This is a genomic window from Herbaspirillum camelliae, assembly GCF_001929405.1.
GTDB classification, from domain to species: domain Bacteria; phylum Pseudomonadota; class Gammaproteobacteria; order Burkholderiales; family Burkholderiaceae_D; genus Herbaspirillum; species Herbaspirillum seropedicae.
In genome coordinates, this window is the sequence record NZ_KV880769.1 from 4,801,730 (window position 1) to 4,825,185 (window position 23,456).

The 23,456-nt window shown below is 65.1% G+C and carries 18 protein-coding genes and 1 pseudogene; 6 read left to right on the plus strand and 13 right to left on the minus strand.

The genetic code is table 11. The features are described from left to right. Positions 1-80 precede the first annotated feature (80 nt). Positions 81-734, plus strand: a complete 654-nt coding sequence (locus BGK68_RS21460) for a response regulator (protein ID WP_075258744.1) — start codon at positions 81-83, stop codon at positions 732-734. Between the two features lie 269 nt (positions 735-1,003). After that, the gene (locus tag BGK68_RS21465; protein ID WP_075258745.1) at positions 1,004-2,608 is read left to right on the plus strand and encodes a GGDEF domain-containing protein; all 1,605 of its coding nucleotides are present in this window, start codon (positions 1,004-1,006) and stop codon (positions 2,606-2,608) included. Here the strand turns inward: BGK68_RS21465 and pnuC are convergent. From pnuC to BGK68_RS21520, 12 genes are all read right to left on the minus strand, one after another. After that, positions 2,605-3,216 carry a nicotinamide riboside transporter PnuC gene (gene pnuC, locus BGK68_RS21470; RefSeq protein WP_075258746.1) on the minus strand — a complete coding sequence of 204 codons (612 nt, stop codon included), beginning with the start codon at positions 3,214-3,216 and terminating at the stop codon, positions 2,605-2,607. The two genes, BGK68_RS21465 and pnuC, sit on opposite strands and share 4 nt — an antisense overlap. A gap of 35 nt (positions 3,217-3,251) precedes the next feature. Beyond that, positions 3,252-3,644, minus strand: coding sequence for a cell division protein FtsB (ftsB, locus tag BGK68_RS21475; RefSeq protein ID WP_075258747.1), 393 nt, complete (start codon positions 3,642-3,644; stop codon positions 3,252-3,254). Positions 3,645-3,697: 53 nt separating this feature from the next. Further along, complete coding sequence (gene eno, locus BGK68_RS21480) at positions 3,698-4,981, minus strand: phosphopyruvate hydratase (protein ID WP_013234743.1); 1,284 nt, start codon at positions 4,979-4,981, stop codon at positions 3,698-3,700. Continuing rightward, positions 4,965-5,114 carry a hypothetical protein gene (locus tag BGK68_RS27895; protein ID WP_158035495.1) on the minus strand — a complete coding sequence of 50 codons (150 nt, stop codon included), beginning with the start codon at positions 5,112-5,114 and terminating at the stop codon, positions 4,965-4,967. The genes eno and BGK68_RS27895 overlap by 17 nt, the downstream gene beginning before the upstream one ends. A 7-nt stretch (positions 5,115-5,121) precedes the next feature. Next, positions 5,122-5,976 carry a 3-deoxy-8-phosphooctulonate synthase gene (gene kdsA / locus BGK68_RS21485; protein WP_013234744.1) on the minus strand — a complete coding sequence of 285 codons (855 nt, stop codon included), beginning with the start codon at positions 5,974-5,976 and terminating at the stop codon, positions 5,122-5,124. Beyond that, positions 5,973-7,643, minus strand: coding sequence for a CTP synthase (locus BGK68_RS21490; RefSeq protein WP_075258748.1), 1,671 nt, complete (start codon positions 7,641-7,643; stop codon positions 5,973-5,975). Before BGK68_RS21490 ends, kdsA begins: the two co-directional genes overlap by 4 nt. Before the next feature lie 194 nt (positions 7,644-7,837). Beyond that, positions 7,838-8,638 carry an alpha/beta fold hydrolase gene (locus BGK68_RS21495; protein ID WP_075258749.1) on the minus strand — a complete coding sequence of 267 codons (801 nt, stop codon included), beginning with the start codon at positions 8,636-8,638 and terminating at the stop codon, positions 7,838-7,840. Positions 8,639-8,748: 110 nt separating this feature from the next. Beyond that, positions 8,749-11,238, minus strand: coding sequence for a DNA internalization-related competence protein ComEC/Rec2 (locus BGK68_RS21500; protein ID WP_075258750.1), 2,490 nt, complete (start codon positions 11,236-11,238; stop codon positions 8,749-8,751). Continuing rightward, positions 11,238-12,044, minus strand: coding sequence for a TatD family hydrolase (locus BGK68_RS21505; protein WP_075258751.1), 807 nt, complete (start codon positions 12,042-12,044; stop codon positions 11,238-11,240). The genes BGK68_RS21500 and BGK68_RS21505 overlap by 1 nt, the downstream gene beginning before the upstream one ends. A gap of 299 nt (positions 12,045-12,343) precedes the next feature. Next, on the minus strand, positions 12,344-13,516 hold the full coding sequence (argE, locus tag BGK68_RS21510; RefSeq protein WP_075259944.1) for an acetylornithine deacetylase: 1,173 nt from the start codon (positions 13,514-13,516) through the stop codon (positions 12,344-12,346). Between the two features lie 100 nt (positions 13,517-13,616). Then, a complete protein-coding gene (gene lolD, locus BGK68_RS21515; RefSeq protein WP_013234750.1) occupies positions 13,617-14,327 on the minus strand; it encodes a lipoprotein-releasing ABC transporter ATP-binding protein LolD in 711 nt (236 codons plus the stop codon). Further along, on the minus strand, positions 14,320-15,585 hold the full coding sequence (locus BGK68_RS21520) for a lipoprotein-releasing ABC transporter permease subunit (RefSeq protein ID WP_013234751.1): 1,266 nt from the start codon (positions 15,583-15,585) through the stop codon (positions 14,320-14,322). Before BGK68_RS21520 ends, lolD begins: the two co-directional genes overlap by 8 nt. A 334-nt stretch (positions 15,586-15,919) precedes the next feature. Between BGK68_RS21520 and BGK68_RS21525 the strand changes: the two are divergent. From BGK68_RS21525 to BGK68_RS21540, 4 genes and pseudogenes are all read left to right on the plus strand, one after another. Next, positions 15,920-18,042: pseudogene (locus BGK68_RS21525) on the plus strand (ATP-dependent helicase). 72 nt (positions 18,043-18,114) lie between these two features. After that, positions 18,115-19,146, plus strand: a complete 1,032-nt coding sequence (locus BGK68_RS21530) for a hypothetical protein (RefSeq protein ID WP_075258752.1) — start codon at positions 18,115-18,117, stop codon at positions 19,144-19,146. Continuing rightward, complete coding sequence (gene recJ, locus BGK68_RS21535) at positions 19,143-20,837, plus strand: single-stranded-DNA-specific exonuclease RecJ (protein WP_075258753.1); 1,695 nt, start codon at positions 19,143-19,145, stop codon at positions 20,835-20,837. Before BGK68_RS21530 ends, recJ begins: the two co-directional genes overlap by 4 nt. Before the next feature lie 199 nt (positions 20,838-21,036). Then, positions 21,037-22,710: a diguanylate cyclase domain-containing protein gene (locus BGK68_RS21540; protein WP_075258754.1), complete on the plus strand. Its 1,674-nt coding sequence runs from the start codon at positions 21,037-21,039 to the stop codon at positions 22,708-22,710. On the opposite strand, the gene BGK68_RS21545 is transcribed toward BGK68_RS21540, so the two are convergent. Next, positions 22,652-23,377 carry a hypothetical protein gene (locus BGK68_RS21545; protein ID WP_075258755.1) on the minus strand — a complete coding sequence of 242 codons (726 nt, stop codon included), beginning with the start codon at positions 23,375-23,377 and terminating at the stop codon, positions 22,652-22,654. The genes BGK68_RS21540 and BGK68_RS21545 overlap by 59 nt on opposite strands. Between the last annotated feature and the right edge of the window lie 79 nt (positions 23,378-23,456).

Sequence of the window (23,456 nt, forward strand, 5' to 3'; positions counted from 1 at the left end):
CGCTATAGAATACGGCCTGCTCCTGCCTGTGGGCAGCCAAGAGAATACGCTTTGAATAATCCGCCCTGCATGCACCGCCCATGAGCAAGAAAGTCACCGCCACCATCAAGGTCCTGATCGCCGACGACCATGCCATCGTCCGCGAAGGCCTGCGTCAGATCTGCGCGGGCAGCAAGGACATCATGGTCGCAGGCAACGCGGCCAACGGCCTGGAAGCCATCAAGCTGGCGCGTGAAGGCAATGGCGACGTGCTGCTGCTGGACATCGTCCTGCCGGACCGCAATGGCATCGACATCCTCAAGCAGATCCGCAAGGAACAGCCGGAGCTGCCGGTGCTGATCCTGTCCATCCATCGCGAAGACCAGTACGCCATCCGCGCCCTCAAGGCCGGGGCGGCGGGCTTCCTCAACAAGCAGGCCGCGCCGGCCGAACTGCTGGCGGCGATCCGCCAGGCGGCCTCGGGGCGCAAGTACGTGAGTCCCTCGCTGGCCCAGGAGCTGGCCAACCAGATCGGCTTCGACCACGAAACGCCGCTGCATGAGACCCTCTCCGATCGCGAATACCAGACCATGGTCATGATCGCCTCCGGCAAGACGGTCAGCGACATCGCCGCCGAGCTGACGCTGTCGGTCAAGACCATCAGCATGTACCGCTCGCGGGTGCTGTCGAAGATGAAGATGCGCCACAATGCCGAGCTGACCCATTACGCGCTCAAGAACGCCTTGGTGGAATAAAAGTAAAAGAAGGAAAAGTCACCAATCCGCACAGGCTCCCAGGCCGGCTGATGCGGGCCGATGCGGGCGTTTTCTCCCGCTATTAAAGGGATGCAGCCAATGCCGGCTGACGTAGAATGCATCGTCGCTTTCCCCCGTTTGCAGCACGCTGGGAGAGCATCAGGCGGCCGGCGGCGCTCAAGCCTGGCCGCTACGCTGCCGATACCGATAGCACGATCCCTGTGGCACCAAGACAACTACACCAACAACACTGAACACTGTCAGTCGGCATGTCCAAGAAACCGTCCACGCTCACGCCCGTCGAGATTGCCCGTGAAGCCTTCCAGCGGCTCGGGGCCCGGCGCATCGCGCCTACCCCGGATGCCTATCGCATCGCCTATGAAGAAATCCAGGGTGACGGAGCCGGCGCCAGCGCCGAGACCGTACTGGCGGCTTTCGCCACCAAGCTCTCGCGCCAGCCCGGTGAGAACGGCCTGCTGGGTACGCGCCTGGTGCGCGCCAGGGAGAACAATGACTGGGTCGAATTCGAGCGCCAGCTGATCGAGTTCGCTGAAGAAAACTGGCAGAACCGCCCTCTTGCACCCCAGGTGCAGCATGGCGAGCTGGTGCCCATCGACCTGGAACGGGAGTTCATCCGCGACAGCAAGAAGGAAAAGATGCTGCGCGAAATGCTGGCGAGGGTGCTGGTGTTCAACCTGCCGTCGCTGCTGTCGACCGCACCGGAACTGGCCAATGAATCGCGCAACAGCGGCCAGGAGCTCAAGACCGCCTTCTCGGAACAGGCGATGAACGAGATCATCGCCCGGGTCAAGCAGTTGAGCTTCCAGATCGAACTCAAGACCGACGACATGGCCCAGCAGCAAGACCTGCTGATGCGCCTGTTCCAGTTGCTGCTGGAAAACATCAATGGCCTGCTTGAGCAAGGCTCCTGGCTGTCCAGCCAGATCGAGACCGTACAAAGCCTCATCGCCGGCCCGCTCAGCACGACCTCGCTGGCCGACGCCACCAAGAACCTCAAGGAAGTGATCTACAAGCAGGGCTTGCTGAAGAACACCCTGTCCGAGGAAAAGGTGGTGGTCAAGAACATGATGCTGACCTTCGTGGACCGGCTCTCGGCGATGGTCTCCACCACCGACAACTACCAGCGCACCATCCGTGGTTTCTCGCAGCAGATCAGCCAGGCGGGCAACATCGCCGACCTCAACAGCGTGTTGAGCGAGATCATGACCGAGACCCAGAAGGCGCAGGAAGAAGCCACCCGCTCGCGCGACGCCATGGAAGATGCGCGCCAGGAGGTGGAAAAAGCCGAGGAACGCATCCAGACCCTGGAGCAGCAGCTGCTGCAGATGGGCGAACTGGTGCGCGAAGACCAGCTCACCGGCAGCCTGAACCGGCGCGGCATGGATGAGTCGCTGGACCGCGAGATCACCAACGCCCTGCGCCGCGACACGCCGCTGTGCGTGGCCCTGCTGGACCTGGACGACTTCAAGCGCATCAACGACACCCATGGCCATGCCACCGGTGACGAGGTGCTGGTGCACATGGTGCAGGTGATCCGCGAGACGCTGCGCAAGCTGGATGTGATCGCCCGCTTCGGCGGTGAGGAATTCCTGGTGCTGATGCCCGAGACGGTGCCGCAGGATGCGGTGCAGATCATCACCCGCGTGCAGCGCGAACTGACCAAGCGCATCTTCATGCATGAGAGCCAGCGCCTGCTGATCACCTTCAGCGCCGGCGTGGCCGTGTATCACCCTGGGGAAAGCCAGGCCGACCTGTTGAAGCGCGCCGACGTAGCGCTGTACAAGGCCAAGAACGCCGGCAAGAACCGCATCGTCTTCGCCGACCCGCCCGCACCGGAGCAGTTGGGCAACTAGGCCGGCCTGCCCGCCTGGGCAGCGGCGCGGCGCCAGCTGCGCCAGCCGGCCGCGGCCATCAGCACGAAGAGCGCGTAGAGCATGGCGGTGAGGCTCAGGTGCTTGTAGACATACAGGCCCACGTAGAGCACGTCCACCGCGATCCAGACCAGCCAGTTCTCGATCTTCTTGCGCGAGAGCAGGAACTGCCCCACCAGGCTGCCCGCCGTAAGGAAGCCGTCCATGTGCGGCACATCGGTGTCGGTGTAGCGTTGCAGGAACCACGACAGCAGCCACCATCCCGCCAGCCAGGCCGCCAGCATCAGCCCCCAGCCGCCGCGCTGCAGGCGCGAGACCGCCAGCGGTTGGTGCGCTACGCCACCGCGCAGCCATTGATACCAGCCCCAGATCGAGACCGCCACGAAGACGAATTGCAGCCCGGCGTCGCCATACAGGCGAGCATCGGCGAAGACGGCCGCATAGAGCACTGACGAGAGGATGGAAAACAGCCAGGCCCAGTGGTTCTGGCGGATATTGAGCCAGACCGTGAGCACGGCCAGACCGAAGGAAACCAGCTCCAGGGGCGTGGTGCTCAGGCCCAGCAGGCTCAGGGGTGTATCAGGACTCATGCAGTTGCTCGTGAAGGCGTCGAGGACCGGCGCACTCAGCGCGCAGCCGTACGGGCAGGCGAGCTCGGCGCATTGGCAGGTACCGATACGCTATTGGGTTGCCCGGAACCGGGCATGTAGGGATTGGGATTGACGGCGCCGGCGGGCTTGCCGGAACTGCCATCGAGCAGCTGGACGAAGATCTCGTTCTGCTTGATCATGCCCAGCTCGAAACGCGCACGCTCTTCCACGGCCCCCTTGGACTGCTTGAGGTCATCCACTTCAGAGGCCAGCTTGGCGTTGCGTTCCTTGAGTTCGTCGTTCTTCTTGTGCGCCAGTTGCACCTGGCGGTCGAGCTCCCAGACCTTGAACCAGCCGCCCTTGCCCAGCCAGAGCGGATACTGGATCAGCACCAGCAGGAAGGACAGGCAGAGGATGATCAGGCGCATAGCCGGGAGCTCTCGATGCGGCGCCTGCCTTTAGGGTCGGCGCCGCAAGCTTCTTACTTCAGGTTGTAGAACGCAGCGCGGCCGGGGTAGCTGGCGATGTCGCCCAGGTCTTCCTCGATACGCAGCAGCTGGTTGTACTTGGCCATGCGGTCCGAACGCGACATGGAGCCGGTCTTGATCTGCAGGGCGTTCATGCCCACGGCGATATCGGCGATGGTCGAGTCTTCGGTTTCGCCCGAACGGTGCGAGATCACGGCGGTGTAGCCGGCGCGCTTGGCCATTTCGATGGCGGCGAAGGTCTCGGTCAGGGTGCCGATCTGGTTGATCTTGATCAGGATCGAGTTGGCGATGCCCTTGTCGATGCCTTCCTTCAGGATCTTGGTGTTGGTGACGAACAGGTCGTCGCCCACCAGCTGGACCTTCTTGCCCAGGGTTTCGGTCAGCAGCTTCCAACCAGCCCAGTCGTTCTCGGCCATGCCGTCTTCGATGCTGATGATGGGGTACTTGTCGCACCAGGAAGCCAGCAAACCGGTCTTCTGGGCCGGGGTCAGCACCATGTTTTCACCGGCCAGGTGGTAGTTGCCGTCCTTGTAGTACTCGGACGCGGCGCAGTCCAGACCCAGGGCGATCTGGGTGCCCGGCTCGTAGCCAGCCTTCTCGATGGCTTCGATGATCAGCTTGATGGCTTCTTCGTGGCTGGAGACGTTGGGGGCGAAGCCGCCTTCGTCGCCGACCGAGGTGGCCAGGCCGCGATCATGCAGGATCTTCTTGAGGGTGTGGAACACCTCGGCGCCATAGCGCAGGGCTTCACGGAAGCTCGGTGCGCCCACCGGGATGATCATGAATTCCTGGATGTCCAGGTTGTTGTCGGCGTGCGCGCCGCCGTTGATGACGTTCATCATCGGCACCGGCATCTGCATGGAGCCGCTGCCGCCGAAGTAGCGATACAGCGGCAGGCCCGATTCTTCGGCAGCGGCCTTGGCCACGGCCATCGAGACGGCCAGCATGGCGTTGGCGCCCAGGCGGCTCTTGTTCTCGGTGCCGTCCAGGTCGATCAGGGTGCGGTCCAGGAAGGCTTGCTCATTGGCGTCCAGGCCCATGATGGCTTCCGAGATCTCGGTATTGATGTTTTCGCAGGCTTGCAGCACGCCCTTGCCGAAATAGCGGCTCTTGTCGCCGTCACGCAGTTCGATCGCTTCGCGCGAACCGGTGGATGCGCCCGAAGGCACGGCAGCGCGGCCCAGCACGCCGGATTCCAGCAGCACGTCGCATTCCACGGTGGGATTGCCGCGGGAGTCGATCACTTCGCGGCCGATAATATCAACGATTGCACTCATTCCAGATCTCCATCGAGGTTTTAAAAATTGTTGGCGGGTGCAGGCCCGGTGAACGGGCAGCGGTGAGTTCTTCAATGCAAGCCTCACCGCGTGCGCCGATGATGAAACGGCCGCCGGGCGGCAGCCGTTTCATGCTCAGGTCAGGAAAAATGGTTTTCCAGGAAGCCTGCCTTCTTCACGATGCGGTCCAGATCGATCATCGTGCCCAGCAAATCCTTCATGCGCGCCAGCGGTACGGCATTGGGACCGTCCGACTTGGCTTCGGCCGGGTTCGGGTGGGTTTCCATGAACACGCCCGAAATACCCACGGCAATGGCCGCGCGCGCCAGCACCGGCACGAACTCGCGCTGTCCGCCCGAGGACGTGCCCTGCCCGCCCGGCAGTTGCACCGAGTGGGTGGCGTCGAAGACCACCGGAGCACCGGTCTCGCGCATGATGGCCAGGCTGCGCATGTCCGACACCAGGTTGTTGTAGCCGAACGAGACACCGCGTTCGCAGGCCATGAACTGGTCGGTCGGCAGGCCCGCTTCCTTGGCGGCGGCACGGGCCTTGTCGATGACATTGACCATATCGTGCGGCGCCAGGAACTGGCCCTTCTTGATGTTGACCGGCTTGCCCGACTGCGCACAGGCGCGGATGAAGTCGGTCTGGCGGCACAGGAAGGCCGGGGTCTGCAACACGTCTACCACGGCCGCCACGGGCTTGATCTCGTCGATCTCGTGGATGTCGGTGAGGACCGGCACGCCGATTTCCTTCTTCACCTTGGCCAGGATCTCCAGACCCTTTTCCATGCCCAGGCCGCGGAAGGAGCTGCCCGAGGAACGGTTGGCCTTGTCGAAGGAGGACTTGTAGATGAACGGGATGCCCAGTTCAGCCGTGATCTCCTTCAGGGTGCCGGCGGTGTCCAGCGCCATCTGCTCGGACTCGATCACGCAGGTGCCGGCGATGAGGAAGAACGGGTGATCCAGCCCGACATCAAATCCGCACAGTTTCATGCTTTGCCCTTTGCAGCGGCATCCTGCTGCGCCTGGGCGTGATGCGCCAGGGCTGCACGGATGTAGGAAATGAACAGCGGGTGGCCGTCACGCGGAGTGGACTTGAACTCGGGGTGGTACTGCACGCCAATATAGAACGGGTGAGCGTTCTCGCCGGTGCGCGGCAGTTCCATGATCTCGCACAGATCTTCGGTCGGAGTGCGGGCCGAGACCACCATGCCGGCCTCTTCCACGCGGCTCAGGTAGAAGTTGTTGGCTTCATAGCGATGGCGGTGACGCTCGGTGACGCTGTCGCCGTAGATCTCGGCGGCCAGGGTGCCCGGTTTGACCGCGCAGGTCTGCGCGCCCAGGCGCATGGTGCCGCCCAGGTCGGAGTTGGCGTCGCGGCGCTCGACCTTGCCGTCATGGTTTTGCCATTCGTCGATCAGGGCCACCACCGGTTGCTCGGTGTCGGGATCGAACTCGGTCGAATTGGCCTTGGACAGGCCGGCCTTGTTGCGCGCATATTCCAGCAGCGCCACTTGCATGCCCAGGCAGATGCCCAGGTAGGGGACCTTGTTCTCGCGGGCATAGCGGGCGGCAGCAATCTTGCCTTCCACGCCGCGCTTGCCAAAGCCGCCCGGCACCAGGATGGCGTCGTACTTGTCCAGGCTGTCGGTGCCGTTGGCTTCGATCTCTTCCGAATCCAGGTACTCGATATTGACGCGGCTGCCGGTATGGATGCCGGCGTGGCGCAGCGCTTCGGTCAGCGACTTGTAGGACTCGGTCAGGTCGACATACTTGCCGACCATGCCGATGGTGACTTCGTGCGAGGGGTTGTTCTGCGCATCGATCAGCTTATCCCACATGGACAGGTCGGCCGGCTTGGGCGAGAGGCCCAGCTTTTCGCAGATGATCGTGTCCAGGCCCTGGTCGTGCAGCATCTGCGGGATCTTGTAGATGCTGTCGGCATCCCACACCGAGATGACGGCGTCGGCGGGAACGTTGGAGAACAGCGAGATCTTGTCACGTTCGTCGTCGGGGATGCGGCGGTCGGCACGGCACAGCAGCGCGTCGGGCAAGATGCCGATCTCGCGCAGCTTCTGCACGCTGTGCTGGGTGGGCTTGGTCTTGAGTTCGCCGGCCGAGGCCAGGAAGGGAACCAGGGTCAGGTGCACGAAGGCGGTGGCATTGCGGCCCGAGCGCAGGCTCAGCTGGCGCGCCGCTTCCAGGAAGGGCAGCGACTCGATGTCGCCGACGGTGCCGCCGATTTCCACCAGCGCCACCTCGAAGCCTTCGGCGCCGCGATGGATGAATTCCTGGATCTCGTTGGTGATGTGCGGGATCACCTGGACGGTCTTGCCCAGGTATTCGCCACGACGTTCCTTGCGGATCACCGATTCATACACCTGGCCGGTGGTGAAATTGTTCACCTTCTTCATCTTGGCCGAGATGAAGCGCTCGTAGTGACCCAGGTCGAGGTCGGTCTCGGCGCCGTCGTCGGTGACGAACACTTCACCGTGCTGCAACGGGCTCATCGTGCCGGGGTCGACGTTGATGTAGGGGTCCAGCTTGAGGAGGGTGACTTTGAGGCCGCGCGATTCGAGGATCGCAGCCAGGGACGCGGCGGCAATCCCTTTACCCAGGGAAGACACGACGCCGCCAGTGACAAATACAAACTTGGTCATTACAGATGAGTGCCGGACGGCACATGCGGGAAATTCAAATTATACCCCAAAATTCGCTCGTTTTTTAAGCCACCCTGCGATAAGTGTCTCGGCCTGGTGAAACTTGCAGCAGGCAAACAGGCAGGCAGGGGCTGAAGGACTTGACCCGCCATCAAGGGATTGGTTCTGCGCCGCCCTGCCCTGGCGCTGGCTTTTTATCGTCCCAACAGCTCGCCTATCATGGCGTGCGTCGCTTCGGCAGCCGCCACCGGCGCTTCCATGGGGAACAGGTGACCGCCGGGGATCTGGCGGAAATGCCGGCCGACCAGCCGCCGCGTCGCCTCCAGCCCGGCCATCCGGCACTCGACCGAATCGATGCCGCCGACAAAGCCGATGGGCAAGGGATAAGGCTGGCGTACCAGCCGGCCCAGGTGATGCGGGATGGTGCGGTAGACGGCGGTCTCGGTCTCGCGGGAAAAGCGCAGGCGCACGCCGCCACCGGGCTGCGGCGCCAGTCCATGCTGTACGTAGTCGCGCAGCACCTGCTGCGGCCAGGCGGCAAACACGGACTTGGCGGCGTAGTGCTGGTAGGCCGCCTCCAGGTCGGGCCAGTGCTCGCGCCGGCGCGCCGAGGCATTGGCCGGAGAATAACGACCGTCATACCGGAGCATCTTGGACAACCGCAGCACATGGGCGCGCCAGCCGGCCACGATGGGCGAATCCAGCAGCACCACGCAGCGCACCAGCGCCGGACGCTTGCGGGCCGCCATCAGGGACAGGATGCCGCCCATGGAATGGCCGACCAGGATGACCGGCTCGTGATAGCTGCGCTCCAGCTCTTCGCGCAGTTCCCGCGCCAGGGTGCGCCAGCCGTCATCGACCGGAAAGCGCGGATCGTGGGCATGGATGGGCAAGGCGCACACATCGTAATGAGCGCGCAATTGATCGAAGAACATGCCATAGGTGCCGGCCGGGTAGCTATTGGCGTGGGCGAAATGAAGAATGGGAAGAGACATGACAAAGCGGGCCGCGAAGCAGGATTACAATGGCGGCAGCATAGCAAAACGGCCAGCGCCGCGAGCGTGCTATTTTCCCGCATCGCGAAATGCGGACCTGCCCCGCTCCCTCAGTGCCCCTGCCAGTAGCGGCGGCGCTGCTGGCGATATTGCTCAACCTGCAACTGGTCGCCCAGGACCATGGTCACCGCGCCGCTTTCATCGGTGCGCAGGCGACGGATGCCCAGGCGCTGGTAGCGCGCATCGACGTCCGGATGGGGATGGCGGAAGCGATTGCGGTAGCCGACCTGGAAGATCACCAGTTCCGGCCGCACCGCCCGCAGGAAGGGCTCGGTGGACGAGGTGGCGCTGCCATGATGGGGCGCCAGCAAGACCGTGGCGGGCAAGCGCTCGCCCATGGGCCCGTTGACCAGTTCATCTTCCTGCACCGCCTCGATATCCCCGGCCAGCAGAATGGACTGGCGGCCGATCTGCACCTTCAGCACGCAACTGTGCGCATTGGGCCGCCACTTGTCGCTGTCGTAGCTGGCTGCCGTGGGATGCAGCATGGAAAAGCCGATGCCGTCCCAGTTCCAGGTCTGCCCAGCCTGGCAACGCGTGTGCAGGGGCGCGGCGCGCAGGATAGGACTGTCCTCGGCCAGCGAAGAATAGACGCTGTCGACCGGCAGGCTGCCGAACAGCGACAGTGCGCCGCCCGAATGATCGTTGTCGTTATGCGAAATGACCACGCGGTCCAGGTGATCGATGCCGCGTGCGCGCAGGTAAGGCAGGATCACCCGCGTGGCGCCATCCGACTCCGGCGTGTAGTACGGCCCGGTGTCATACAGGAGCCGGTGGGTGGGCGTTTCCACCAGCACCGCCATGCCCTGCCCGACGTCGAAGGCGGTCACCCGCATGCTGCCCTCGGCTGGCGCCACCGGCGCATTGAGCAGCAGCGGCAGCCAGCCGAACCAGCCTAGCCAGCGCACCGGCCAGCCGCGCGGGGCGAGCAGCAGCATGGTGCCGCCCATGGCCAGGGCGAACATCCACCAGCTCGGCACCGGCGTCTGCCAGACCGCCCAGGGCATGGCGCTGAGCCCTTGCAGGAAACCGGCCAGCCAGGCCAGCAGCGCATGCGCAAGCTGCAACACGAACTGCGCCAGCACCGTCGGCAAGAGGCTGCCCAGCAACGCCAGCGGCGTGATCACCAGCGACACCAGCGGGATCGCCACGGCATTGGCAATGGGACCGATCATTGAGTACTGGCCGAACAGCAGCACGGTCAAGGGCACCAGGCCCAGCGTCACCAGGTATTGGGCGTGACTGGCTTCCTTCAGTCGCTGCACCAGCGCCGGCCACCAATGCTTGCGCGAGGCTGCCGCGGCCATCGCGCGCGGGGGCTGCATGCGCCCTACCGAGCCATACAGCAGCAGGCCGACGGCACCAAAGGAGAGCCAGAAGCCGGGCCACAACAGCGCCCACGGGTCCAGCAGCAAGACCAGCCCCAGCGCCAGGCTCATCACCAGCGAGACGCGCACGATACGCCCGCGCCAGAAGGCGATGCCCACCACGATGAGCATGTACAGCGTGCGCTGGGCCGGCACGCCGAAGCCCGACAGCAGCACATACAGCAAGGCCGCCGCCATGCCCGCCAGCACCGCCACCTTCTGGGCCGGCAGGCGCAGCGGCAGTTGCGCGCCGGTGAAGAAGGAGCGCCGCCAGAGCCAGCTCGCCAGTCCGCCGAACAAGGCCGCCAGCATGGTGATGTGCAGGCCGGAAATAGCCATGAGGTGGCCGATGCCGGTACGGTTGAAGATGCTCCAGTCGGCCTGGCTGATGCCGCGCTGGTCGCCGATGACCAGGGCGGCGATGACGCCGGCATAGGGCGCGCCCGGCAGCGCGGCGTAGATGCCGTCGCGCAGCCAGCCGCGTGCATAGTCGATGGCGTGGGAAGGCGTCCAGACGAAGGCTTCCAGACGCCGGTTGATGGCCGTGGCCGGCGCACCTGGCGCGGCCGGCGCACCGACCACGTAGCCGGTGGCGCGTACATCGTCCTGCAACAGCCAGAGTTCATAGTCGAAGCCCCCGGGATTGGCATTGCCATGCGGACGCTTGAGCCTCACCTTGAGCCGCCAGCGCTCGCCCGGACGCATGTCCGGCAAGGCCAGCCGCGCCGGGGCGGCCTGTTCGCCATCCTCGGCGGGCGACTGGTAGCGCTGGTTGCCATACCAGGACAAGGCCAGACGCGGCGGCACCGGCGGCTTCACGCCACCCTGCAGCACCACCTGCTCCACGTCGAAACGCCAGCGCAAGCCCTGGGCGCTATGGTCCGGCAGGTCGGCCACGGTGCCGATGACGGTGATGTCACGCCCTTCCCAGGCCGTCGGCAACTCCTGGTCCAGATAATAGGCGGCAAAACCGGCAGCCCACAAAAAGCCCAGCCAGGCGCCACAGGTCAGCAGCAGCGGCACGCGCAGGAAGGGTTGCCAGAATTTCCAGGCGGTGAAGCCCAGCAAGGCCGCCAGCACCAGGCCGACCCCGTACCATTCCAGTCCGGGTAATTGCGCCTGCATCTGCAGCAAGCCAATGCCGATGGCAAAACCGATGATCAGCGACCGCATCAGAAGCTCAGTCCGGAACGGGCCAGTCGCGGCAGCGCGGCGCGGGCGTTGGCCGTGGTAGCGGCGGCCACCTCCTGCTGCGGCAGGCCGCGCAACTCGGCCAGCACCTGGCCTATACGGGGGATCTGGTCGGGCGTATTGATCTCCGGATGCCGCCAGGCCGGCGCAATGTCGGGCGCATCGGTTTCCAGCACGATGGATGACAGCGGCAACGCTGCCGCCAGCCGCCTGATCTGCAGCGAGCGCGGGAAGGTCATGGCGCCGCCAAAGCCCAGGTGCAGGCCCAGTTCCACGAAGGTGCGAGCCTGCTGGTCGCTGCCATTGAAGGCGTGGGCAATACCGCCAGGTACGCGGATGCGGCGCAGGTGCTTGAGGATGATGTCTTGCGAGCGGCGCACGTGCAGCAGCACCGGCAGCTCGAAGTCGCGCGCCAGCTTGAGCTGTTCGGCAAAGAAGAATTCCTGCTTCTCGCGCAAGGGCGGCTCCTTGAGCGCGGGCACGAAGAAGTCCAGGCCGATCTCGCCGATGCCTACGAAGAGCGGATCATCGAGCGCCGCCGCAATGGCCTCGCGCAGCAAGGCCAGGTCGGATTCCTGCGAGGTCGGGACGTAGAGCGGATGGATGCCCAGCGCGTAGACGGCATTGCCGACCTCGCGCGCCAGCTGGCCGACCCGTGCGAAGTTAGCCCGGGCGATGGCCGGGATGACGATCACGCGCACACCCGCCTGGGCCGCCTCATCGGCGAGGATGGCGGAGCGCTCGCCGAATTCCCCGGCGTCGAGATGACAGTGCGTATCGACCCACATGTGCTGGCTGCTCAGACGAAAATCGGAAGACCGGCGCGCGACGACGCTGGTTCCGGATGACGACACGCGCACCGAGGGTGGTCCTGGTCTGACCTGGCCTGCATCCCCCGAAGCGCATATTTTTTTGACAGCATAGCCGGTCTGGCCGGCATTCAAGCGCGCAGTTTACCGTTTAACCGGTCCTTGCAACACTTAACAGACGTAAAGAATTGCATTCAAGAATGACCGCAGCCCAGCAGTCCAGCAAAAAGGACGCGATCACGCGTCCTTTCCGCTTGCTGCCGAGCAGTGCGCGCCGTTCAGGCCGCCTGCAGCGACTTGCCCAGCTTGCGCAGGAACTGTTCGCAACGCTCCATCTGCGCCAGGGTCACGAACTCATTGGGCTTGTGGGCATTGCCGATGTCGCCGGGACCGCAGACGATGGTAGGAATGCCGATCTGCTGGAACAGGCCGGCTTCGGTGCCATAGGCCACCTTGCGGGTCTCGCGATCCCCGGTCAGGGCGCGCACCAGTTCGGTGATGGCGGCCTGTTCCACCGATTCCAGCGCCGGGCTGCCGGCGAAGTTGTCGATCTCCACGCGGGCATCGGGGAACTCGGTGCGCATCTTGGGCAGCAGCACCTCGGCAATGTACTTGTCGATCTGGGCCTGGATATCGTCCACGCTCATGCCCGGCAGGTTGCGGAACTCATAGGTGAATTCGCACAGCTCTGGGATGGTGTTGACCGCAATGCCGCCCCGGATCTGGTTGGTGGTCATGGTGCTGAAAGGCACGTCGAAGAACTGGTCATAAGGGCCATTGGCCTTGTAGCCGTCGGCGAAGTCGCGGATGGCGCAGATCAGGCGGGCAGCGTGCTCGATGGCGTTGCAGCCCTGCGGGGTCAGCGAAGAGTGCGCCGACTTGCCATGCACCTTGCAGGCGAATACGTTGATGCCCTTGTGCGCCACCACCACGTTCATGCTGGTGGGCTCCCCCACCACGCAGCCATCGACCTTGATGCCGCGCTTGACGATTTCTTCCAGCATCACCGGCGCACCGATGCAGCCGATTTCTTCGTCAAAGGAAAAAGCCAGGTGGATGGGCTTCACGCGCGGCATGGCCAGGTATTCCGGCACCAGGGCCAGGGCGGTGGCGATGAAGCCCTTCATGTCGCAGCTGCCACGGGCATAGAGTGCGCCGTCCTTTTCGGTCAGCTTGAAGGGATCGGTATCCCACTTCTGCCCGTCCACCGGCACCACGTCGGTATGGCCGGAGAGCACGATGCCGCCTTCGGTGCTGCCCGCATTGGGACCGGCCGTGGCCGGCAGCGTGGCGAACAGGTTGGCCTTGGTCTTGTCCTTGTTGTGCGCCAACCAGGAGGAGACGCCCTGCTGTTGCAGGCTGTCACGCACGGTGGTGATCAGCTCCAGGTTGGAATTGCGGCTGGTGGTATCAAAGGCGACCAGGGTTTCTAGCCATTGGCGGGTGTTCATGTTCAGCGACTCCATGGTTCAAAAACACACCGCCGTCTCGTGGAGACGGCGGTGTAAAGGTAGATCAGGTAGATCAGGATGCAAGCTTACCCGGATTACGTCAGGCCTGCTGCGCAGCCGCCTGCAAACCCTGCTCGGAAAGCCGCAGGACGCGCCCGCAACGACCGGCCAGTTCAATGTCGTGGGTGACGATGACAAAGGCCGTGCCCAGGGTGCGCGAGAGTTCGATCATCAGTTCGAAGGTGCGATCGGCCGTGCTGCGGTCCAGGTTGCCGGTCGGCTCATCGGCCAGCACGCAGGCCGGGTGCGTGACCAGCGCGCGCGCCAGCGCCACGCGCTGGCGTTCGCCGCCGGAGAGCTCACCCGGCACGTGGGTCACGCGCTGGGCCAGGCCGACCTTGCCCAGCATCTCGCGGGCCTGCTCCTGGGCATCGGCGCGCTTGACGCGGCGGATCATCAGCGGCATTGCCACGTTGTCCAGCGCCGAGAATTCCGGCAGCAGATGGTGGAACTGGTAGACGAAGCCCAGCGACTGGTTGCGCAGCGCGCCGCGCTCGCTCTCGCCCAGGCTGGCGAAATCCTTGCCCAGCAGGCTGACGGTGCCGCTGCTGGGCGTGTCCAGCCCGCCCAGCAGATGCAGCAGCGTGGACTTGCCGGAGCCGGAAGCACCGACGATGGCCACCTGCTCGCCATGATAGACATCGATATCGACATTACCCAGCACCTTCACCGAGTACTTGCCCTGGGTGAAGGTCTTGCCCAGACCACGGGCGGCCAGCACGGCCTGGCGGTTTTTCAGGGGATCATTCATAACGCAGGGCCTCCGCCGGTTTGACGCGTGCTGCCGACCAGCTCGGGTAGAGGGTAGCCAGGAAAGCCAGCACCACGGCCACGCCGCCGATGGTGTAGACGTCCGACCAGATCAGGTCGGAAGGCAATTCGGAAATCACATAGATGCTCTTGGGCAGGAACTGCACATGGAACAGACGTTCGATGGCCGGCACCACCACGTCGATGTTCAAGGCCACCAGCACGCCCAGGCCGACGCCGATGCCAGTGCCGATCAAGCCCACCAGGGCGCCCTGGATCACGAAGATCTTCATGATGGAGCCCGGCGAGGCCCCCAGCGTGCGCAGGATGGCGATGTCGGCCTGCTTGTCGGTGACCGTCATGACCAGCGTAGAGACCAGGTTGAAGGCGGCCACGGCGATGATGAGCGTGAGGATGATGAACATCATGCGCTTTTCGGTCTTGACGGCGGCGAACCAGTTGCTGTTCTGCTGCGACCAGTCGCGCAGGTAGAGGTCGCCGGTGAGTGTACGCGCCAGTTCCTGGGTCACCTGCGGGGCCTGCAGCATGTCACGGATGCGCAGGCGCACGCCAGTGGGCGCGTCCATGCGGAAGAGCGTTTCGGCGTCCTGCAGGTCGATGAAGGCCAGCGAGGAATCGAATTCATAATGCCCAGCCTCGAAGATGCCGGTGACGGTGAACTGCTTCAGGCGCGGCAGCACGCCGGCCGGCGTGACCTGGCCTTGCGGGGCGATCAGGGTGACCTTGTCGCCCAGGCCCACGCGCAGGCCACGGGCCAGTTCTCCGCCGATGACGATGTTGAATTCGCCCGGCTTCAAGGAATCGAAGCTGCCCTGCTTGACCTGCTTGGCCACGTCCGAGACCTTGGGCTCTTCCTGGGGCAGCACGCCGCGCACCAGCACGCCGCGCACGCTGTCGTCACGCGTCATCATGGCCTGCGCGGCCACATAGGGCGCCGCACCCAGCACTTCCGGATTCTGGAAGGTCTGCTTGGCCACGGCCTGCCAGTCCTTCATGGAACCGGAGGCGTCGAACACCTCGATATGCGCCAGCACCGACAGCATGCGGTCACGCACTTCTTTCTGGAAACCGTTCATCACCGACAGCACCACGATGAGTGCAGCCACGCCCAGCGCAATGCCGGCCATGGAAATGAGGGAAATGAAGGAAATGAAACTGTTGCGGCCGCTGCGCTTGCCGGCCCGCGTGTAGCGGATGCCGACCAGCCATTCGAACGGCAGGTTTTTAATCAGACTCAAAATTGCTCCGGGTGTGGGCCTGCACAATGCGCGGACGTGGCTGCCTATCTGGAGAGGCATAGGGAACAGCCGGCCGGCCACGCGCTGACACGGGCGAAGACGAAGCGCGAAGTTTGCCACAGTTTGGAGCGACGGCCCATCCCTGACCACCTGCCCCATGCTCGCACCTGACCCGTCGGTCGCCCGCGGTGAAGCTTATAGATTCACTTCCACGGCAGAGGTTCGCGTTGCAGCGATTCATATAGAAAACGCGCTGCATGTTGCGCCCTGGACTGGTTATATATACAGTACCGCTCTACCGCCCCACCGCTCACCTGAATTCTCTTGCACGCCCATGCCGCCCGAACTCATCCAGGACGCCCCCGACACCACCAGCCTGCCTGACCGGGAGAGCGATCCCTTCGCCCGCCTGAACGCGCAGCAGCGCGAGGCCGTCGAGCATGGCGGCAAGCTGCCGCCATCGCAGCAGCCACCCTTGCTGATCGTGGCCGGGGCCGGCTCGGGCAAGACCAATACCCTGGCGCACCGGGTGGCGCGGCTGGTGCTGGAGGGCGCCGATCCCCAGCGCATCCTGCTGCTGAGCTTTTCGCGCCGCGCCGCCGCCGACATGGGCCGGCGCGTCGGCCAGGTGATCGCCCAGGTGCTGGGGCTGGCGGCCAGCGACACGCCGCCGCAACTGCACTGGTCCGGGACCTTCCACGCCATCGGCGCGCGCCTGCTGCGCGAATACGCCAAGGTGATCGGGCTGGAAGAAGACTTCACCATCCAGGACCGGGGCGATTCGGAAGACCTCATGGGCCTGCTGCGTCATGAAATGGGCTTGTCGGCCACCGAGAAGCGCTTTCCGCTCAAGGCCACCTGCCTGGCCATCTATTCCCGCGCGGTCAACACCCGGCAAGACCTGGGCGAGGTGCTGCAACAGCACTTTCCCTGGTGCTGCGAGTGGGAAAGGCCGCTGGGCGAACTCTTTGGCCGCTATGTAGACGCCAAGGAAGAACAGCATGTGCTGGACTACGACGACCTGCTGCTGTTCTGGGCCGACATGCTCGGTGATGCGCAGATTGCGCAATCGGTGGGACAGCGCTTCGACCATGTGCTGGTCGATGAATACCAGGACACCAACCGCCTGCAGGCCGAGATCCTGCAGCGGATGAAGCCCGACGGCGCCGGCGTGACCGCCGTGGGCGATGACGCCCAGGCGATCTATTCGTTCCGGGGCGCGACGGTGCGCAACATCCTCGACTTTCCCGGGCTGTTCACCCAACCGGTGCGCCTGCTGACGCTGGAACAGAACTACCGCTCCACCCAGCCTATCCTGCACGCTTCCAATGCGGTGATCGCCGATGCGCCGGAGCGCCACGTCAAACACCTCTGGAGCGACAAGCCCTCGTCGCAAAAGCCGCAGCTGGTGGTGATCCCGGATGAAGCCGAACAGGCGCGCTGGGTCGCCAACCGCATTCTGGCGCACCGGGAAGAAGGCCTCACGCTCAAATCCCAGGCCGTCCTGTTCCGCACCGCCACCCACAGCGCCGCGCTGGAACTGGAACTGGCGCGCCGCAATATCCCCTTCGTGAAATTCGGCGGTCTCAAGTTCCTGGAAAGCGGCCACATCAAGGACCTGCTGGCCCTGCTGCGGCTGGCCCACAATCCCAGCGGCCGCATGGCCGGCCTGCGCGCGCTGCAGCTCATCCCCGGGGTCGGCCCGGCCACGGCGCGCAAGGTGCTGGACCTGATGGCCACTGCCGCCGATCCCGCCGACGCCCTGCTCAACTTCGGCGCGCCCGCCAATATCGCCCTGCAATGGCAAGCCTTCGCCGATACCTACGCGCTCATGCGCCGCGCCAGCGCCAGCTGGCCCACGGACATCCTGGCCGCGCGCGACTGGTACCTGCCCCAGCTGCAGGAGCGCTACGACGACGCCCAGGCCCGCGCCGCCGACATCGAGCAACTGGCGGTGCTGGCCAATGGCTATGCCTCGCGCGAGAAATTCCTGACCGAACTGACCCTGGACCCGCCCGAGGCCAGCAGCGACTTTTCCGGCCCGCCTTTGCGCGACGAAGACTACCTGACCCTGTCCACCATCCATTCGGCCAAGGGCCAGGAATGGCGCTCGGTACATATCCTCAACGTCGTCGATGGCTGCATCCCCTCGGACCTGGCCACGGGCAGCGAGGCCGAGATCGCTGAAGACGCCGCCTGCTCTATGTGGCCATGACTCGCGCCCGGCAATACCTGCACCTGGTGGTGCCGCAGCGCTTCTACATCACCCAGCAGACACCCCAGGGCGACCGCTACGTCAACGGCATCCGCAGCCGCTTCATCACCCCGCGCATGCTGCCGCATTTCGAGGACAGCCTGTGGTTCTCCGCCGAGACCAACGGCGCCCGCACGCCCATGCCGGAGAGCGTGCGCATGCTGGTGCGGCAGCGCGCCCGCCAGAGCTGGAACAAGTCCTGACCCGATGCTGAAGTGAACACTTGCGCAGGCCATCAAGGCCAAGCGGCCCGGCAGCCGCTAAAATAGCGCCCCATGAATCAACTCGATCTCCTCATTCCCTTCGCCCTGCCGCCGGCCGAGCTGGCGCGCGACCTGCTGCGCCAATGCCAGGCCCCGGCCCTGGCCATGCTGCTGGGCCGTGGCCGCGCCGCGCCGCGCCAGTCGCACGATCCGTTTTCCCGCGCCCTGCCGCATGAGCACTGGCTGGCGCAGCGCTTCGGCCTGCCCGCCCCCGCCCAGGATTGCAGCCCGGCCGCGGCGACTGCCCTGATGCAGCGCCTGGGCCATGCGCCCGATGGCGGTCACTGGTTCGTGCTGCACCCGGCCCACATCCATGTGGCCCGGGACCACCTGGTGCTGACCGATATCGGCCAGCTGCAGCTGGAAGAGGAAGAGTCGCGCCGCCTGTTCGACGCCGCCCTGCCCCTGTTTACCGAGATCGGCCACGCGCTGGTCTATGGCGACGCCCGCACCTGGTTCATCCGCGCCGACGCCTGGGCCGGCCTGCGCACGTCCACGCCATCGGCGGCCAGCGGTCGCAATGTCGATATCTGGATGCCGGAAGGCCCGGGCGAACTGGCCTGGCGCAAGCTGCAGAACGAAGTGCAGATGCAATGGTTCGCCGAAGCGCTCAACGAGCAGCGCGAAATGCGCGGCCAGAAGGCCATCAACTCGATCTGGATCTGGGGCGGCGCCGATGCCGGCGTGCTGGCCCAGGAGCGCTACGCCGCCAGCTTTGGCCTGCGCGGCTGGATGCGCGCCTTCGGTGATGAACACCCGGCCAGCGATGCCACCCAGCTCGGCCAATCCAGCGGCCACCGGCTGCTGGTGCTGGACGCCTTGGCCGAAGCCGCCCTGGCCGAGGAATGGGGCCTGTGGCTGCAGCACCTGGAGCACCTGGACCGCGACTGGCTGGCGCCGCTGCTGCTGTCCTTGCGCACTGGCGCACTGGAGGCGCTGCAACTGGTGCTGACCGGCGCCGACCGCAGCATCGAGGTCAACGTCACGCGCGGCTCGCTGCGGCGCTTCTGGCACAAGCCCTCGCTGGCGAGGTTGTCGGCATGATCCGCGTCACCACCCGCCCCTATGACATCGTCCAGGCCGAGCAACTGATCAACGAAGGCGTCCACCCGGTGCTGGCGCGGGTGTATGCCGCCCGCGGCCTGTCCACCGCACGCGAGCTGGCCAGCGAACTCAACGCCCTGATCGCCCCGTCCGGCCTGCTGCATATCGATGCCGCCGCCAGCTACCTGGCTGACGCCATTGCGGCGCGCAAGAAGCTGGTGATCGTGGCCGACTACGACTGCGACGGCGCCACCGCCTGCGCGGTCGGCCTGCGCGGCCTGCGCCTGCTGGGCGCACAGGTCGATTACATCGTGCCGAACCGCTTCGAATACGGCTATGGCTTGACGCCCGAGATCGTCGAACTGACCGTGCGCGAAAAGAATCCCGACATCATCGTCACCGTCGACAATGGCATCGCCAGCATCGACGGCGTGGCCGAGGCCAAGCGGCGCGGCATCGACGTGGTCGTGACGGACCACCACCTGCCCGGCGACGCCCTGCCGGAAGCGCGCGTGATCGTCAATCCCAACCAGCCGCAGTGCGGCTTTCCCAGCAAGAACCTGGCCGGTGTGGGGGTGATGTTCTATGTGCTGCTGGCGCTGCGCGCCGAGATGCGCAAGCGCGGCCTGTTCGACGCCCAGACCCAGCCCCGGCTGGACAGCCTGCTGGACCTGGTGGCGCTGGGCACCGTGGCCGACGTGGTCAAGCTGGACGCCAACAACCGCATCCTGGTGGCGCAAGGCTTGAAGCGCATGCGCAGCGGCAAGATGCATGCCGGCATTGCCGCGCTCTTTCGCGCCGCTGGCCGGGAAGCGCGCCGCGCTACCCCGTTCGACCTCGGCTTTGCGGTCGGCCCGCGCCTGAACGCTGCCGGTCGCCTGGCCGACATGTCCCTGGGCATCGAATGCCTGACCACCGATGACGAGGGCCGCGCCTGGGCCATCGCCCAGCAGCTCGACGCCATCAACCGCGAACGGCGCGACATCGAAGCCGGCATGCAGGACACCGCCCTGCTGCTACTGGACGACTACAACCCGGCTGACCGCCGCACCATTGCCGTCTTCGATCCGTCCTGGCACCAGGGCGTGATCGGCATCGTGGCCTCGCGCCTGAAGGACAAGTTCTACCGCCCCACCATCACCTTCGCGCCCGGCGACGAGGGTTTCATCAAGGGCTCGGGGCGATCGATCCCGGGCTTCCACCTGCGCGATGCGCTCGACCTGGTCTCAAAGCACGCCCCCTCGGTGATGACCAAGTTCGGCGGCCACGCCATGGCGGCCGGCCTGACCATCCATGCCGAGGCCTTCGACGCCTTCTCCCAAGCCTTCGAGGCGGTGGGTCGCGACTGGCTCACGCAGAACCAGCTGGAGCGTGTCATCGAGACCGATGGCGTGCTGGAGGACGCCTATTATTCGGTGGAGTTCATCACCCTGATGGACCAGCAAGTCTGGGGCCAGGGCTTCGCGCCGCCAGTCTTCTGCGATCACTTCCGCGTGCTCAACCAGCGCATCCTCAAGGAAAAGCACCTCAAGCTGCAGCTGGAAAAGGATGGCCGCCGCTACGACGCCATCTGGTTCGGCCACACCGACTCCCTGCCCGAGCTCGCCAAGGTCGCCTTCCGGCTCGACGCCAACGAGTACAACGGCCGCACCACGGTGCAATTGATGGTGGAACACGCCGAACCGGCCTGACAGAAAGCTGACGCTTTGCTGACGCGGGATTGCAGCGCAAGAAGCTTGTCAAAAAGTTCAACAAACAGCGTCTGCAATGGCAAAATGCCGGTTTGGAGCGACAAACCGGCGTGCAGCATTGGGTGGGGCCGGGGCAGCGCGAGTGGTAACGCAAATAGCAGCGCTCCAGACCACGACAACAACAACAAGACCACACTCGATGAAGATCAAGCGCTTCGATTGCAGCCTGGTGACTCGCCTCGTCCTGTTCGGCCTGATGCTGATCGGGATCAGCGCGGTGCTGCGCTATCACTTCCTGATCGGCTTCCTGGAAAAGGAACAGGCCCAGGTCGCGGCTGACCAGCAAAGCATCATTGCCAGCTATCTGGCCCAGGACATCGGCTATCGCGTGCAGGAACGCGTCCGCTATCTGGAGCGCCTGGCGCTGCACCTGCCTGCGGCCAGGCTGGAGGATGGCAGTGCCATGCAGGCATGGCTGCGTGAACATCAGGAACTGCAGCCGCTGTTCGCCCAGGGAATGTTCGTGGCCAACGTCAATGGCCAGATCCTGGTCGATTACCCGACGCTCAATGGCCGGCGCGCCCTGTCGCTGGCGGACTATCCCGATTTCAAGCGCGTCCTGCAGGGCGCCACCGTGATCTGCCCGCCGCTGCTGAGTCCGGCCACGGGCCGACCCATCATGGCGGTGCTCACGCCCGTGCGCGAGGCCGACGGGCGCGTGGTCGGCATCCTCGGCGGCAGCACCGAACTGACGGCGGCCGGGTTCCTGGACCATTTGCAGCGCGCGCAACTGGGACCGACCGGCAGCTTCCTGCTGATTTCCCCGGAACAACGGATGATCGTGGCCTCCAGTGACGAAGCCCTGGTCTATACGCGCTTGCCCGCGGCAGGCCAGGACCTGCTCATGGACCAGGCCTTGCAGGGCTTCCGGGGCAATGGCGTGGGCCTGGCGGCCAATGGCGTCAACGAGATCAAGGCCTTTGCCTCGGTGCCCGGCACCAGCTGGCTGGTAGCGGCCACGCTGCCCTTGGCGGCAGCGCTGCCGACGGTGGAGCGTACGCGCGCGCTGATCGCCCGCGGCGGCCTGATCCAGGCAGCGATGGTGGTGCTGGCCTATCTCTGGTTCTTCCGCCCGCTGCGGCGCGCCGCAGCGCTGGCCGACCGCATGACACGCGGCGAACTGCCGCTGTCACCGCTGCCGGTCGACCGGCGCGACGAGGTGGGCCAGTTGACCATGGCCTTCAACGGCTTGCTGGCGCGCCTCAAGCTGCACCAGGCCGAGCTGCAGCACCAGGCTCATCACGACGTGCTGACCGGCCTGCCCAACCGCATGATGCTGGCTGAGCGCATGCAGGCCGCGCTGACCCATGCCTGTCGCGAACGCAATGGCGTGGGCCTGCTGTTTCTGGACCTGGATGGATTCAAGCCCATCAATGACACGCTGGGCCACAAGGCAGGCGACCAGGTCTTGCAGGAAATCACCCGCCGCCTGCGCCAGGTGGCGCGGCACGGCGACACCCTGGCGCGGGTCGGCGGCGACGAATTCGTGCTGCTGGTGACCGACCTGCGGCTGCCCTTCGAGCAAGGCGCACAAGCGCTGGCGGAGAAATGCATCAAGACCGTTTCCGAACCGATTTACCTGGATCAGCGCCAATACCGGCTGGGCGTCTCGGTCGGCATTGCCGTGTGCGACGGCAGCTGCGACGCCGACAGCCTGCTGCAAGCCGCGGACCAGGCCATGTATGCGGCCAAGGCCAATGGCCGAGGCTGCTACGTGATCGCCCCGGCGCGGGCGGCGTCCCACAACCCGGCGATCAGCGCACCGGCAGAAACTGCAGGAACGACCCACCCAGAAGGTTCTGCACATAGCTGATGCCGGCCCGACGGTAACGCTCGGTCATGAATTCGGCCATCAGGTCGAGCCGTCCGACGATCTTGCCGAACTCCCGCTCGAAACTCAGGTTGCGCGCCTGCTCGCCGATCTCGTCGGACAACAGCAAGGGCGCACCGGCCGCCGTGCGCCGGCTGGCCAGGATCCAGGCGGCGATTTCGACATTGCGCGCGGCGTTGTAGAGATGCTGGGCGTCCAGGCCGTCGACCAGGAAGAATTCGATCTTGTTGCCGTGGGCGACGATGATCATGTCGGCGGTGGCGTCGATGAAGGCGGCCACCCTGTCCCCCTTGAACTCCGGCGACAAGGCCAGCGTCATGGCCTGGATATCGCGCTTGCCTTGCAGTTCCGGCCAGGCCTGGCGCTCTTCGATGGCCTGGCGTACCTTCTTCTCGGCTTCTTCGCGGGTGGCGGCGGTCTTTTTCCATTCCGCTGGATTGCGCCGATACAGCTTGGACAGCAACAGGTAGAGGCTATCCAGATTGGCGCGCATGGCCAGCGTAGCCACGCGGTTGCTGTCGGACTGCCCCATCTCGCGCGAACTGGCCTCGGCCCCTTTGACCTGGCCATGCGGCGCGGGGGAACTGGCGCAGCCGGCCAGCAAGGCGGTGCAGGGGATCAGGAGGGCAAGCAGCTTTCTTGTTCTCATCGGCAGACGGGACGAAACGAGCTGATAGGACTGATCCTATCAGAATGCGTTCCCTCCCTGTCTGCCGCTGCGCCGCCCG